Origin of the sequence: Sinobacterium norvegicum (genome assembly GCF_923077115.1) — a bacterium.
In the GTDB taxonomy this organism is placed as follows: domain Bacteria; phylum Pseudomonadota; class Gammaproteobacteria; order Pseudomonadales; family Sinobacteriaceae; genus Sinobacterium; species Sinobacterium norvegicum.
Map to the genome: position 1 here is coordinate 333,303 of NZ_CAKLPX010000002.1, position 15,472 is coordinate 348,774.

A 15,472-nucleotide genomic window follows, 5' to 3' on the forward strand; every position below is an offset into this window, starting at 1 on the left:
TGGCTAGGTAGGCTTGGAATGACTGTTCTCGTTAATTATCGTTTGGTAAAGCTGGTAATAACTACCCCCAACAACTTTGCCCGTGAATTTTTCGAGATAGCGCTGGCGCGCCATCTGCCCCATTTTTTTTGTTTCTTCAGGGTTGTTATATAGTCTATCCATGGCGCGACGAAGCAAACTTGGATTGTTTGGCGCGACCACCAGCCCCGTCGTTTCATTTAAGTTCACAAAGCTGGTGCCTGTGCCAACTTCTGTTGAAATCATAGGCTTGCCCATCATTGCGGCTTCCAGCAATGTGATACCAAAGGCTTCTGATCGAAGGTGAGAGGGAAATACAACAGCTTTAGATAGGGTTAAAAGGGCAACTTTTTTTTCATCGGAAACAAAGCCGGGGAAGTGAACATTATTCAGCCCTAGTACTTTTGCTTGCTCCTTTAACGCTTCCTCTTCATGTCCGGCTCCAGCGATTACAACCTGGTAAGCGGCGTCCTTGATGGCATTAAGTAGTATGTGAAGGCCCTTATAGTAGCGAAATACGCCCACAAAAAAATAAAAGTCGGAGCCATATTCTTGACGAGTAGTTTCAAGGAGTGAGGTGCTGGCATCAGGGTATGAAGCCTGGTCAATACCAAGAGGGATGACCGCAACTGTTTTTGCATAATTTGCAAGAATGCTACTCGACTGACAATAGTTATCGGAAGTAGCAATAATTCTCGCGGCTCCCTTCAAAAAATTATTCATCAAGGGACTGTAAATTAGACCCAGTTTTTTCTGCCTAACAATGTCTGAGTGATAGGTGATGATGTAGGGTTTGTTGCCACCTACCGCCGCTTCGAGTAAGTCGGCAAATGGCCAAGGAAAGTGGTAGTGAACAACATCACACCATCGATAGAGCTCTTTAAAGAGGGGCGCGGCCTTGAAACCAATATCACATGACTTGATGCTTAAATGGCGATGAGAGCGATAAACGGTAGCCTCTGGGTAATCAATTACCGCATCGCCTGGTTTTCTTTGTAGAGAAAATATTCGATTATCAGCTCCCAGTGCGGATGTGCCTCTTGCGATTTGACGAATCGCTTCTTCAAGGCCGCCTTGGCTATCGGGGTAATAAGTTCTATAAACCTGTAGTACTTTCATTAATTAATTGCTTTATAAAGTCGCGAGTAGGGTCGAAGAGGACGCGGTATATATTAACGGCGCGAGCGCCAGTCATTAAGTAGCGACATGAGAGTATTGTCTATTGTGTGGAGCGGCTTCCAGCCGGTAACCCTTTCAATCTCTCGGCAATCTCCTGCGGCAATTGGGATGTCAGAGGGGCGGAGTCGGCTGGGGTCTTGCTCAATAGTGATTTTGGCAGAGCTATGGCTTAGCAGAGTTGATAAAACATCGGCAATTTTGACTGGTTTCCCCGATGCAATATTAAAAACTTTTTGATGCTCGATCTTTTTACAGTGCTTTAGTAAGGCGATATAGGCATGGCAAACATCTCTAACATCCAAGAAGTCACGGTAAGCATCAAGGTTACCAACCTTAATGGTAGTCTCTTGAGTATTGTGTTCAATATTGGCTATTTGCTTGGCAAATGAACCGGTGACAAAATCTGCCGATTGGCCTGGGCCAATATGGTTAAACGGACGTGCAATGGCGCCACAGTGGCCTTGCTTGAAAAACTGATGCATCAGCAGTTCAGCGGCTAGTTTACTTGCGGCGTATGGATTCATCGGTTGGCAGCGAGCATTTTCCTGCAGCGGGTCTCCAGATTTGAAGCTCGCGCCGTAGACTTCAGATGAACTGACGAACAACACAAAGGCATTGGGGGCGCTGGATTTAACCGCCTCCAGAAGGTTCAGCGTACCCATAACATTGGTTTGCCAGGTACGCTGAGGGTCATCGAAGCTGGTTGGAACATGAGTGACAGCAGCTAAATGGACAACATGAGTCGGCTTGCATTGTTGAACAGCGGCAGATACATCATGGCTGTTACGGATATCGAGCTGTATCAAGTCAGTCTCATGCTCTGATGGAGGTAGATGGGTCGTTCCGGTGACCTTAAACCCAGCCTCAATGAGGTAACGCTTTAATACCTTACCAACAAAGCCGCCGGCGCCGGTTAATAATACATGTTTCACCTTATCTACCTCCTACAGCATCAGATTTAGAACGAAAAGCCTTCTGTATTACGACGGAGGTCTGCTTCAACCATCATGCTACAAAGCTGTTCCAACGTAGTTTTTGGCTCCCAGCCTAAGTCATCTTTTGCCTTCTGGGGATTACCAATCAATAGATCTACTTCTGCTGGGCGGTAGAATTTAGGGTTGACCTTGACCATCACTTTGCCACTGTCGGTATCAATGCCAACCTCAGCCTCGGCGCTGCCTTCGAAGCGAAGCGTAATGCCGGCGGCCTTAAAGGCCATCGTGACAAAGTCACGAACTGTTTCGGTGCGATTGGTTGCGAGGACATAGGTGTCAGGTTTATCGGCTTGTAGCATTAGATACATGCCTTCAATGTAGTCTTTGGCAAAGCCCCAGTCGCGCTTGGCATCCATGTTGCCAAGCTCTAATACATCAAGTAAACCAAGCTTGATTTTTGCGGCGGAGTCAGTGATCTTGCGGGTAACAAACTCTTGCCCTCTAAGCGGTGACTCATGATTGAATAAAATACCGCTGGCACCAAAAATACCATAGCTTTCACGGTAGTTGATCGTCATCCAGTGGGCATACAACTTGGCTACGCCGTAGGGGCTGCGTGGGTAAAAAGGCGTTGTTTCAAGCTGAGGAACAGCCTGAACCTCACCAAACATTTCCGACGTCGATGCTTGGTAGAACTTAATATTAGTATCGACTATGCGAATAGCCTCTAATAGATTAAGCGGACCTAAACCGGTGATTTGAGCGGTTGTATGAGGTTGTTCGAAAGAAACGCCAACAAAACTTTGAGCAGCTAGGTTATAAACCTCATCTGGCTTGGCCATTTCCATCAAGCGTATGCTGGCACCTAGATCGGTTAAATCATACTCAACTAAGTGTAAATTGGGATTATCTTGAATTCCTAGCTCTTCGATGCGCCAAAAGTTAACCGAGCTGGTGCGTCGATAGGTGCCATAAACAACGTAGTTCTTATCTAAAAGAAGTTCGGCTAAATAGGCTGCATCTTGGCCGGTGATACCGGTGATAATGGCTGTTTTCATAGTTTCTCTTTGTAACCTCCTAAATAAAAATTTTGTTTAATGCCGCTTGTTTCAGGCGGTCATGCATGAAGTGGAAAGTAGTACCTTCCTCTTCGTCTTGTTTGATGCAGCTTAATTCGTCAAGACCAACGCTTGCATTTATCAATACATCTCTTAGTACGTATGAGCGAACCCAAGGATCGATGAACGAATAAATCGCACGGTAACCATCGAGCATCTCTGTATCTCTCGGGACCGCTGAGAGGTCAATTTTTGGCAGCCAACAAGGCGTAATGATATCACCTGTATCTATTCCGGGCGCCATGTAAAAGCAGCTAGCCGAGAAGTAGCCTGCACTGAGTGTTGACCACAGGGCGCAATCTGCGCCACGTATATCAGGCAAAAATCCAGGGTGAATATGCAAGAATTTGAGATGTGATAATGAAAGTAATGTACTTGGCATAATACCACCGCCGGTGAATAATATAGCACCTTTAGCTTCGTTGGTTAAATGCTGGTGGAGTGCTTGATCAGCCAAATTCTCAATCAGAATGGGCTCTATATTATCGCTGTAGTGACTGAGTGGCAATAAGGCGTTGGCTGACTCGATAGCGGAAGCTGAAAAAGAGAGCTTGCGCTCAATTTCTGTCGTCATCGGATGAGTGAGTGCAGAATAGGATTTTTTAAGTTTCTTAGGCCAAAAGTGGATTTTACTGCTCTGAATATTGGCAGAATAAGCGATTCTTAAGCTTTTTGGCAGCCACCGTCCAATCGGTTTCTTAGTTGCGATGTCATTACGAGGAACTAGCTGGATGATTTTTTCAGGCTTAAGATTTAAGCTGGCGAGAGTTTCTAGATAGGCTCTGGCGATAGGCCCCTCATAGAATAGCACGGTAAGCGGGAGGCAGGTTTTGCTCGTTGTTGGATTATGATGATCGTAATAAGTAATATTAACTTGGCTAAATTCGCTTTTTAATTCAGCCTGTAGTGCTGACCAACTTTGCTCAATAGCGTCAGAAACAGGCTCAGTGAGCCAAGGGCTTGGTTGTAGGTCCATTGCCTTAAACAGCGTATTAAACTGTTTAAGGTGTAGCGCGGGTAGCGAGCATTCTTTGACTTTCAATACGGCTTTAACAAAGATTGCCTGAGCCAAGCTGAGCCAATCACGATCGGTCAGAAGTAAATCGGTACTTTTGCGTCCGTTCGAGCGATAACTGAGGAAAAATTTACCGCTGATATCGAGTCGTTTAGAGAGAAAGGCTAATATGTTGGTCTCATCGACGCCCCAGACTTTGTGGCTGGCAAGCTGATAAAGCATCTGGCAGCTGGACAGGCCATCGCTGGCGTTACTAGGCTCGCTCAGAGTGAGGCTTAACTGATCAATAATGTCATCGACAACGTTTAAAATATCCATTTTATATCTTAATAATCTGCTGTTGAATAGTTTGAAGTATGTTTGCCATGACCCAGTATAAAACCATCGCTGCTGGGAATGGATAAAACAGAATAAAGAACGCTGCGGCCATTAGATAGAGGTTGCGTTTTTGCTTTGCCATTTCACCGCTGGAGGCGTGTGTATTCTGGAATATGACGGTAGAAAACAAAGTCACGACCGTCATGATAACAGGAAGTATGCTGATAGTTGAGCCGAAAAGCGGTAGTGTAAATGGCAACTCACCAATAGTATCAGGCAGAGATAGATCCGTAATCCAAAAAAACGACTGGCTAGCAAACTGAGGCATCTCGCCGAGTGCGTTGAAAGTAGCGATGAGTATAGGGATTTGTATAAACATCCCAATCATTGGTTTTAGAGTATAGAAGGGGCTTACACCTAGCTGCTTGTGAGCGGCCATTATGCGGTTGTGAGCCTCTTCGCCATCGTACTGACTTTTTATCTCATTAAGCTTGGGCTCTAGCGCTGACTGCACCTGACTAACTCGACGTTGAAATCGGGTGGTCATGATACCGACAGGGATGAGTAACACTTTTAGCAGCAGAGCGAAGAGGATAATAGCCAGCCCCCAATTGCCAACCAGCGATTGAATAATGACCAGAGAAAACTCGACAGCTCTCGATATTTGGGCAAGACCAATCCATAAGTGGTTATAGCGAATCTGGTCAAGCTCAGGGGCAACCGACGACAGTTTGTCTTTGTTGGCAACCTGTACAATAGCATGAGGGGAGTCAAGAGAGGTGACACTGGTCAGCAAAAGCTCATCGTCGCTCAAGCTGAAGTTGAGGCCGTCAGCTTGGATGACTAAGGTGTCTAAGCGTTTAACTGCAGCAAGCCACCGATTGCTATTGAGGGTGTAGTTCTCACCGGGTATTAAGCGCTCAATTTGGTCGGCGCTAACGAGAAAATAATTAATATTGTTATAGTAGCTCGCCAAACCATAAAAGGTTGGCTCTGCATCATTTTGGAGAAAAGAATGCACGGTAGAGGTGGCGGTTGGCTGTTCGGCTGTCACCGTGCTTTTATCAACGGAGGCGAATAGTGGGCTAATTAACAAAAACTGTAGCAATATCGAGAGAGTAATATAACGCATAATTATTAATTATCCAGCTTCTTAAATTCTAAAGATATGACGGAAAAATCTCCCTGACCTAAGTAGTACATTCTAGCCTCTATATTGGTGCGGGCGTTTTTACCCATAGCTCCAGGCGGAATAATAAACTCACCTTCTGTACTGGCGGTCTCATTATTGCTGCCGTATATGACGAGTTCCTTTAAAGCATTGTCTTGCGTATTGGTTGTGCGAACATCAAACTTCGCGGCACTTTCTGTCTGTGGTAGAGATGAGGAAAACATCATGGAGTATGAATACCTTCCTGGTTTGAGTTGTATGTAAGGGCCATAAGTAATGTAACTAGGTGGTGATTTCTTATTGTATATAACTCGTGAAGAGCCAACAACTTCACCGGACTGAGAGGGAAGGTCAGAACCTTTATAGGAGTATTTAACGTCAATATCACGTTGAGTTGTTTTATCAAGGTCGAAGCTAGGTTTACCATTAATGAATATCAAGGGTATTTTTTCAATGCTTTGTTTCTCATTCTTCCCAGGAGGGAAGTAAAAGAAGTTTTGATTGGAGCCGGGGGCTGGTGCGCATGATGCCTTTAAACAAAGTGTTAAATCATAGCCTTCTGCGTTTGGCGGAGCGCTAAGGTTCAACATTGACGCAATGGTAGGATATATGTCCAGCAACGTTGTTTTTCGTTGATTTAGAAAAAAAGGAGACGTTGATTTTTTGTTCGCCTTGATCATCAATAGGGTAAATGCTCTAGACTCGAGTTGTTTTTGAGACCATGGGTGGATTTCACTGCGATAAGACTTTTGCGGTTCTTTGGACCTATTTTTTTCTGTAAAACCTGCCCAGCCGGACCCGTGATCACCATGAATAATAAAAATTGAATTCTCATATCTACCTAGTCGCTTGAGTTCATCAATGAATTCAGCAACTAATTTGTTCGCACACGAAACTTGTAAAGAATAACGCTGAGGAAATGTCCCCTTGGTGATACCATAATTGCAATTATCGTCTACGAAGTATGGCCCATGAGGCAAAACGGGTTGAATCAAAAGGTATTCCCCCGAGTTTTTCCGTTGGTGTTCTGTTGCTATTGCATGCTTTAAAATCAATGTTCCGGTATAAGGTTCAATGCCATCTGCGATTGTCTTGGGTTGAGGTAGGTCAGAGCGTTGAGGGTAAAGGTTGCCGATTTTTTTTCCATAGGAAAGTGCTCTGTTAGTGATTGCGTTTGGTAAAATTCTACCGGCCAACAAAGAAGAAAATTGACTTAGCATCGGGTGTTTAATGTTTGTAGCGGCTTTGTATATATCTTGCCCGCTCTCAAAGTTATCAATCAATGGGGAGTAAAGTAAGGGTCTTTTTCCGAATACATTAAGGTTGTAGCCGGCTGTCGAAAGCATTGTGTAAAGGCCTTGGTCGGCATTGTTGATCCAGTCAATATAATGCTCGCCGCTAAACGTTGTACTGGTTAGATAGCTAGCGATTGATGGCAGGGAGTAAGGGTAGTTTGCAATGTTTTTTTCAAATAATGTAAAGCCATCAAATGCCTCGGTGTTTGACTGTTCGATGTCCTCAAGAAAGAAATCGGTCTGCATTGCGTCGAGATGAAAGTGATAGATGTTGGGCAGGTGGTCGTTGTTAGTGCTAACCGAAGTTTTATTGTCGGTTTGAACATTTAGTGCGGTAGATAAATAAATATTGGCTGATAAGTATAAGAAAGAGAAGGCGATAAAAAATAATGACACCATGCCGCATGTTTCAAAATATTTTTTTCCCTTGAAGTAGAATGCGAAAACAGAGGCGATTATGCACAGCTCTATCAAAGTGATAGACAATGGCTGGCTACTTCTTATATTGCTGCCATCGAGTTGGCTAAGCTGTATTGGTGCAAGAGTATCACAAAATAGTGCAATAATACCTAAATTAAATAATAGCCACGCGGGCTTTACTAAGTCAGCCAATGCCGGTTTAATTTTCTTTATAGTTAAGTATATTGCAATAATTGTTGCCAACAGAAATATTGAAATAATGGCAGGCAAGCCGATTAAAAATATGTCTCCTCCCCATTCCTCCATATTGTAATAAAAAAGCTCAGAGGGAATGAATACGAGGCAGACAGCTAGTGGGAAATATATCATCCCTAGGATGTATGTTTGCTTGTAAGACGGCATTGGTTTAATCCAGTGGGGCATTAGTTGGCGATATATAAGGTGGTTTAGAATGCTTTACAGAGAGCGATTTAATAGATATCTCACCAGTGGCATTGTCATAAACTCTGAATTCGACATTGTAGTGAACCTTTTTAATTACAATCTCCTTGGTAAGTGCTTTGGTAAGGTTGTTTGTCGTAGCTATATCACCCTTGGCAAGGGTTGTCTTTCCTCCATCGGAGGTGATATCCCAGCTGCCTGTGTGTAATTCTTTCGATGCAGAGCTGTATTTAAGCTGAAATGTGTAATGGCCTGGCGGTACTGTCAAATAAGGGCCATAGCTCAAAAAACCACTTTTTCTGGAGCCAGGTTTATTGTTTAAATATTGCCCCGTTACGACGCCTACTTGAGTCGCTAGTTGCTTACCATGAAGGAATACTTCAATAAAGTCGATGTTTTCAAGGTGCCATGAAGATGGAACCTTTGAATTGTTGGTTATGCTGTAAGATATAAGGGGAGGTAGAGTGCTCCTTTTAATATCGCCTGCTGACCATTTATAGTGGTGGTAAACACGGTCTCTATCCTGTTCTCGATGCTCAGATAGCAGGTCGACACCTGTGCCAATGAAGGTAGCACCTGTGGCATGAGTAATAACCGCTGGTATATCTATTAACGAACTTGGGTAATGGTCAAACTCTAGTGGTTGATTGCCACTGCTGAAAGGTTTAATTAAAAGTGTCGAGGATGCTTGAGGGTATGGTATTTTTCTACTCTTGAATTTTTTTCCCGATGATGGTGGGAGATAGTTCGAACCGTGATCAGATGAAATGATAATCATCGATTGATCATAAATGCCAAGTGTTTTGATCTTAGTTAATAGTTTCTCGACAGATTGAAAGGCGCATTTTGCTTCTTCGACTTTGTTCTCTAGTGTGTTTTTTGCGGGTTTGGCTAACTCATTGCAGTCGGCGTCAAGCCAGATAGGTGAGTGAGTGATCGTGGAGTGGAAAACCTTGTAGCTTGGCTTGCTGTCAATCTCAACATATAATCTTTTGGTGAAATCATTCATCAATAAGTGAGCCAAACCTACAAAGGATGATTTTGTGTATACCTCGTTGCTAAATAACCGTTGTATTAACCAGCTTTCGTCATTGTATATATAGGGTTTTAGCAGGTCGGGCGAAGCCTTGAATAAGCTAATATCTAATAGTTGTAAGTAATCGAGTGGTATTGCTCGGGTGTTTAGTAGTGCATATTCAGAGTTAACGGAGCAAGAGGTAAATATATTATCATTCTGGCAGCCGCCGTGCATTGCTACTCTGAACCCTACGTTTTCAAGCGCAAGAGGCAAGGTTTTACCTTTAGCGATGAGTGCGTTAATAAAATCTTCTTTAGATGTCTCGTTACGATACACCTCGCCGGTGAACATCGATGGTAGAGACATGATGGTAGTTGGGTATATTGACGTTGTGTCGGGGTAAAATGTAAAGCCTTTCAGTGGTGCGCTGAACTTTTTTGACTTCAGAACTTCCTCTGTGACGTCGGATTGTAATTCGTCTAGTATAATGTGGATGACATTTTTCTCTTGCGAAAACGCAAGGATTTCTTTGCCGAATCCCTGTGTTCTCTGAGATGATAGACTGCCGCCATCCTTAATAAAAAAACCAATGTTGGTCAGTGCTGTAATGGTTGAGATAGAGAAAAACACCAGTGCAAATATCTTTGCTTGATCTAAATTCCTTGCCCGAAAAAAGTAAGTGAGGATGATTGCCGCCACTATTATTTGCAGTATGCTGACCATGCTTAGCGATTCTATTTCTAACCCTCTGCCGTCGATGACTCCGTAATAGCCGCTTAGAAAAGTTGAGTTCAGAAAAAAAATAAAATAGAGTGCGCCAATAATTGGGGTGATAAATTTTAATCTTTTCGTTTTTATGAGGCGCGGAATTAATAACAAAACAATAGTGGTCGGAGCGATAAATAGTATGGCGGAATAGAATAGGGTGGCTATGTCAATAGAGCTGGATTTGTTGGTGATGTAAATGTCTATGGGTGAAAAAATAAAAAGCTGGAGTAATAGAAGTATAGAAAATAGTATTGATGGCTTGATTCTTTTAAGCATTTTTCATTCCAATATAACTCTCTATCCATAATGCGCCTACTTGGGCGGATTTTTTTCGATTAAAGACATAGTTGTCAGCGTTGAACTCCGTTGGTATGTTTTGGCTGTTGATCGAAGAAAAATCATCGTCGATTGTAGCGATACGTCCAATAATATTTCTTATGCTCGATTCGAAAGGCTCGATGTCTAAATCGATATAGTCAGGGTTGTTAATTTTTTTGGGAACATCGACGAAGATTACTGGCTTTGCGAGCCCAAAGGCGTAATCAAGCGCGGCGCCAGACCAATCGCTGATCATATAGTCAGAGTCATGTAGAGACTGCTGGCCTGCAACGTTGTCCTCGAATGAAAATAACGGGTTTAAGCTGTGTTTACGGGTGATTGCTTCGACCTGTTTTTGTGCAAATTTAATCGTTTGCGGATGTGGGCGAAGTGTTACGCGCACGCCATTGTTTAGTAGTTTATCAACAACTTTAGCTGCTACGCCTGACTCAATAGTACAGGCTTCACCCCAGGTTGGCGCGATTAGGGCATGTTGGGTACTGCCTTTGCTTATCGTTGGCTTTTGTTCTTTTTGCATCAGGATTGCGTCTAGTCTCGCATAGCCGTGCTCGACTAAATTCTTTCGGGTTAGGCTGTACTTTTTTTCCATCGCTCTAATTTCTTTTACATGGTGGGGGCCTGCACAGAAGATGGTGTCGAAGTGATCAAAGGCTCCCGGTCTATAAACCATATGTAGACTAACCAGAGAGTGCTGTACATACACGTAATGAGCATTGTGCTTGGATCGCTTGATCTGATATTGGTGCAGATCCGGCATGGTCATAATCATGAGCTCGGTGTCGATGTTTTCAAATACCCAATTACGGATATATCCCTCATCGATGAAGAAGGTATTTAATCTATCGTGAACGACATTCAGCCCTGGGTCATCAATACCCGAAGATATATAGTTTACTGTGAGTTCAGAGTTACTAAGAAGCTCTGTTATTAGCCCCTCTAGATGCGGATAATAATTTTTCCCTTCAGAGTAAAAGGTAACACGGCGTTGTTCTTTCGGTAGACTGAAAAAACGCATAGTGTCACGAATTTGGCGGATTAATTTCATTATTATGCCCTGTAGAACAATGCCAGCGTTCCGTCACTGGCCATATTTTCATATTGGGCTAAATCATCGGTAGAGTCTATTTCTAGCCAGCCATTGTTAACGATGGCAGCTTTCACCTGCCAACTGTTGTCAATAAGGCCCTGTATGAAGCTGGTCATATACATATTGTCAAAGTCATTACCATCATACTGGCCAGCACGATCGAGCTTGTTATAGTGTTCGATGAAGGCTGGAATCTTGTCGCTTCTAAGCTTGATTAAGCCAGTGTATTGACCATGAATACGATCGTAGTTTTCAGGTTTTTTACCCAATTCTATAACATTGCTATGTTCATCCAGTACTAGAGTTTCAGCGTCTTCAAGTGGGTTTTCCAGCCTTAAAGACCAAAGGTCACGCCACCTCTTATCAATCATCAATGCTACTTCAGCATCGGAGGCCAGCAGTGCTTGTAGATTTTCAGGGTTGTAGACGATATCACCATACGCGATGATGAGGTCGCCTTCTTGCTGGATAAAATCTTTGGCGCAAAATAGAGTCTCGACCATATTGGTCTCAGCAAAGCGTGGGTTTTTAGTCGTATTAAAACCAAGCGCCTCAATTTGGTCGCAGCGATAGCCGGTGGCGATATGAATATTATCGATACCCGCTTGCCTAAGTGTATCTACTTGCCTGGCCAGTAATGTCTTACCGAGTAGAGGCACGAGGCATTTTGGTTTGTCATTGGTCAAAGGTCGTAAACGGGTGCCTTGCCCGGCAGCTAAGATGAGTGCTCTGGTCATAGTAATATACTTTTAATGAGTTGGATATCGATGTCGCAGAATGGAACTTCCCTTTCAGGATGCCACATAAGGCCTAATATTTTATGTTTTTGATGTCGGTAGGCTTCGATATTGCCTGCTTTATCGGTGCCAAGGGGGCTCAATGATGTGGCGAGTCCGTTGCTGGGAATGCACCAATTGTGATAGCTATTTACTGTTGTTGGCAGTGTGACTGTGTGATCAACAGGGATGATTGTATGTGGGGTGCCAACGTGTTTTTCTATGGCTGTTAAGTTGCCACCGAGCAGTAGATTGATATGCTGCATTCCACGACAAACGGCCAGTGTAGGTATGTTTTTTTCGAGGCAAGCAGAGAACAGGCTTTCTTCAAAAGCATCTCGTTGTATTGAGGCGTCGCTGTCATCCGGTGCCACAGTCGTTAAAGAATTGCCACCACTGAAAATAACTGCATCCAACTCCAGTTCATCTATCAGGCCTATTGAGTGAGGTGAGGAAATATTTGGCAGTGGAATAGGCAGAAAGCCGAGTGTCAAAGCCAGATCGCTCCAGCGCTGATCCAAGCAATCTCTGCTCTCCCCGTAGCTTGGGATAATTTCAACGCGCTGTGTGATGCCAATACGCCTCATATCACCTTCCGGATTGTTTGGCCGCTACAATCAATTTCTATACGCTGCATCGTTGAAATTTTATCAAAGAGCTTGTCGCCAACACCAATAGCTGCGGGTAGGCCAATTTCTGCTGCGCGAATTGCCATGTGTGAATTGGCGCCACCATACTGCGTAATAAGACCGGCAATACCGTGACCAAATAGCCAGTCATATCCCGGATCGGCCTGGGTAATCATGACAATTTTGCCGTTTAGATCTTGCTCAACTGTTGCTGAGTAACAAATTACCTCAGCGACAGCCTTTTCTGTGGTGATATAGTTCGGTAGTGAAGAAAATCGCTCGAAGCAATAGAAGTCACTGACGCTTTGGATGAAGCTGGGCAGCTCTACCGACGAAGTAATAGCGTATTCAGCCTTTCGTTGGGCAATAATGGCGGGAATACTGCGCCATTGTAAGGTGTTTAGCTTTAAAGATTCTATGTCGTTAAAATCAAAGAAAGAAAGGTCTGTCCTGCTGATTCCTGCCTCAGCCCCTGCGCTAACGATGTAATCGAGGGCCAAACTCAGACTTTTAGAAAAATCAAATTTAACCGATTCTCTTGATTGAATGGCGCTGATCAAATAGGCAATAAGCTGCTCGACTGAGATAGCGCTACCGAGCTTATCTAAAAACCCTTTTAACGAACATAGTTCGTCTTGCCGAAATAGAAAGTTAGCACTGTCATGAGTTGATGTATTATGAGCGCTGTATAAATATCGTTCGGGGTCTTCCCAATACGCCTGTGTTGATATTTCATAGGTTCCAGGGCGAAGGTGGCCATATGTGCTGATTAATTCAGGGAGATTGATCTTGCCAGAAGCAAGTGCAGATTTAGCCAGCTCAAAATCACCCGCAACAGTGTTAAAGCTTTTCAGAAACTCTGAGCGTCTCTGTTCACTGAGCGCCCCAGTTGCTACAAAACTATTCAGCAGCGTGGTGGCCACAAAGCCTGCTCTTGCCGCATGAGAGAAAGCGAGTGTGCCATATTCCCTGCAAACCTCCAGCAGAGCATAGCCCTTATTGAGGGCGGACTGATTACCTGAACAAATATCTTTGTTTTGCTGCCTCAGCGTCGCGATGGAAGCTGTGTCGTTATCGAGTCGCGCTAAAGCCTTGCGGGTGATATCTTTCAAGCCGAGTTCAAGCTCGCTAATCATCGCAGGGGTTACTTTATAGGGCGTGAGGCGTGCGCTTGCGTTGTCTGAAAAGTCGGGGGTCCAAACAGTAAAGGCAACATCAAACTCAATCTTGTCATGGAAATGAGGGTTTTCAGACAAAATATTTAAGTAGGCATTTGTAATACAGTTGGCGCTATCATGGCTTAAAGATGCAGGAATAAAAGAGTTCAAGCTGGCTCTGGCATCGACATAGGGCTGGCCAGCAAAGGCATTAATGAGGGGGGCTGGCCTTACATCGCGATAACCAAATTCCGCTCGTTGCATGGCCCATACATCATTGGTAATCAGCTGACGATAGAGGCTAAATGCCAAAGTTTTTGGCTTGGTACCAATAATCTCAGCAGGATTCCAATCCGGCATATTAGCGTAAATGGCCTTATCACCCAATATATTGTGCTGCGGTAAGTTGTGGTCAGTGAAATAAGCTTCACAGGCAGCTCTTTGATAAGATATTTCGTTACTGTCTAAATCATAGGCAGAGTGATCGATAGTCACCGGCCTGACTTGAAAGATATGCACCAGCCCACGAGTATCTATGGCGAACTCGATATCAAGCTTGTCGTAGCCAAGCAGCAATTCAAGCTCTTTGATTGCACTCAGGACTGGAGAAAGCGCCGGCTCAACTGTGTAAAGGTGTTGTTCATGGCCTCGGCTGAGGATGACCGTACGTAAATCTCCTGAGCCACCTGAGGTCACCGATTCAGTCGACTGAGTTTTGTCATCAAAATTGAAACGATAATAAGGCGCACCGGTTTCTAAGTTGCAGGTGAAGACGACACCAGAAGCGCTGACCTCGGTCAATTGCTGCTGAATTAAAACTTGGTCATTATTGCAGCTGCCTTCGCCGTATGAGGCGATGACTTCGTCGACGGCAGCGGTGACTGTTTCTCTGCAGTTGGAGTCAACATTTAGTATGCTTTCGAAGCCACCGGCATTAGAGGCATACCAGTTGTCCTCGCCTTTCGAACTGCTACGAATGACGAGTTGAGTGTTGCCAAACAGAGATTGCACAGAGGTTAATATGCTGGCCTTATCGTCATACCATTGCGACGTGGTAAAGCTAACTTGCTTGCCAATGTGGCTTTTTTGCACCAGCGGTTCAAGTCTTGCCAATGTTTCAGCCTTGGTGCCCAGTATGAAATGAGCAATATCGCGTGGCGAATTAAATTCAGCCCACTCACCTTTGACGTCGAAGTAGGCAACACTGTAGCCAAGTGACTCTAGCTGGCGGATAAGCGACATCAAATCATTGCCGGCTTCGGCTTCATCAAGCTGACTCAGCCGCTGGGCAACGCTTTGCTTAAAGTGCACTAAGCCGGTGAACTCGACTGTTTCTAAACCTGCTTGATTGGCGAGGGGGATGTCGAGCGTTTCGGCGCCATCGATGTCTAACTGGGTTCTATCCGCGTAACGACTTCGCCAAATACTATCGATACCAACCACGATGTCGGCTTCAACCGTCGTAATGTCTTTGATGACCTCTTTGCGAAAAACTGTATCTGAATAGCAGGTGATAATGGGTTTACAGCCAAATGGCGCCGATAAAAAGGTATGTAAAAGTGATTTTTTTTGCCAGTCAGCCACGACAGTAAAATTAAGAAAGGGGTAGCTCTCAATGACCTTATCAATATGGTAGCCACCCAAGAAGTGGATGTTGTTCGGTGTCGTCACAGTATCAAAGCTGTGAATTTGCCAGTCCATAGCCCTGCTATTAAGCGCTATGTTTTTAAGTGCAGCCGGTTTTGTGCCATAGGCTGGACGGCCTGCACCTAAAATAAATACATCCAT

General features: G+C 44.2%; 11 protein-coding genes. All 11 read right to left on the reverse strand.

Annotated features, from left to right (window positions below; translation table 11 throughout):
* Window positions 1-3: 3 nt before the first annotated feature.
* From L9P87_RS10545 to L9P87_RS10595, 11 genes are read right to left on the reverse strand one after another with little or no spacing between them, the layout of a single operon-like run.
* Window positions 4-1,137, reverse strand: a complete 1,134-nt coding sequence (locus tag L9P87_RS10545; RefSeq protein WP_237444703.1) for a glycosyltransferase — start codon at window positions 1,135-1,137, stop codon at window positions 4-6.
* Window positions 1,138-1,190: 53 nt separating this feature from the next.
* Window positions 1,191-2,129, reverse strand: a complete 939-nt coding sequence (locus tag L9P87_RS10550) for a GDP-mannose 4,6-dehydratase (RefSeq protein ID WP_237444704.1) — start codon at window positions 2,127-2,129, stop codon at window positions 1,191-1,193.
* A 26-nt stretch (window positions 2,130-2,155) separates the two neighbouring features.
* Entirely contained in the window at window positions 2,156-3,190 is a 1,035-nt protein-coding gene (gmd, locus tag L9P87_RS10555) for a GDP-mannose 4,6-dehydratase (protein ID WP_237444705.1), read from the reverse strand.
* Window positions 3,191-3,209: 19 nt separating this feature from the next.
* Window positions 3,210-4,583 carry a formyl transferase gene (locus L9P87_RS10560; protein WP_237444706.1) on the reverse strand — a complete coding sequence of 458 codons (1,374 nt, stop codon included), beginning with the start codon at window positions 4,581-4,583 and terminating at the stop codon, window positions 3,210-3,212.
* Between the two features lies 1 nt (window position 4,584).
* Window positions 4,585-5,679, reverse strand: a complete 1,095-nt coding sequence (locus tag L9P87_RS10565; protein WP_237444707.1) for a YidC/Oxa1 family membrane protein insertase — start codon at window positions 5,677-5,679, stop codon at window positions 4,585-4,587.
* A 41-nt stretch (window positions 5,680-5,720) separates the two neighbouring features.
* Window positions 5,721-7,871, reverse strand: coding sequence for a sulfatase-like hydrolase/transferase (locus tag L9P87_RS10570; RefSeq protein ID WP_237444708.1), 2,151 nt, complete (start codon window positions 7,869-7,871; stop codon window positions 5,721-5,723).
* Window positions 7,872-7,875: 4 nt separating this feature from the next.
* Window positions 7,876-9,972 carry a sulfatase-like hydrolase/transferase gene (locus tag L9P87_RS10575; protein ID WP_237444709.1) on the reverse strand — a complete coding sequence of 699 codons (2,097 nt, stop codon included), beginning with the start codon at window positions 9,970-9,972 and terminating at the stop codon, window positions 7,876-7,878.
* The gene (locus tag L9P87_RS10580; protein ID WP_237444710.1) at window positions 9,965-11,080 is read right to left on the reverse strand and encodes a CDP-glycerol glycerophosphotransferase family protein; all 1,116 of its coding nucleotides are present in this window, start codon (window positions 11,078-11,080) and stop codon (window positions 9,965-9,967) included. Before L9P87_RS10580 ends, L9P87_RS10575 begins: the two co-directional genes overlap by 8 nt.
* Window positions 11,081-11,082: 2 nt before the next feature.
* A complete protein-coding gene (locus tag L9P87_RS10585; RefSeq protein WP_237444711.1) occupies window positions 11,083-11,859 on the reverse strand; it encodes a phosphocholine cytidylyltransferase family protein in 777 nt (258 codons plus the stop codon).
* The gene (locus L9P87_RS10590; RefSeq protein ID WP_237444712.1) at window positions 11,856-12,485 is read right to left on the reverse strand and encodes a gamma-glutamyl-gamma-aminobutyrate hydrolase family protein; all 630 of its coding nucleotides are present in this window, start codon (window positions 12,483-12,485) and stop codon (window positions 11,856-11,858) included. Before L9P87_RS10590 ends, L9P87_RS10585 begins: the two co-directional genes overlap by 4 nt.
* Complete coding sequence (locus L9P87_RS10595) at window positions 12,482-15,472, reverse strand: PEP-utilizing enzyme (RefSeq protein WP_237444713.1); 2,991 nt, start codon at window positions 15,470-15,472, stop codon at window positions 12,482-12,484. The genes L9P87_RS10590 and L9P87_RS10595 overlap by 4 nt, the downstream gene beginning before the upstream one ends.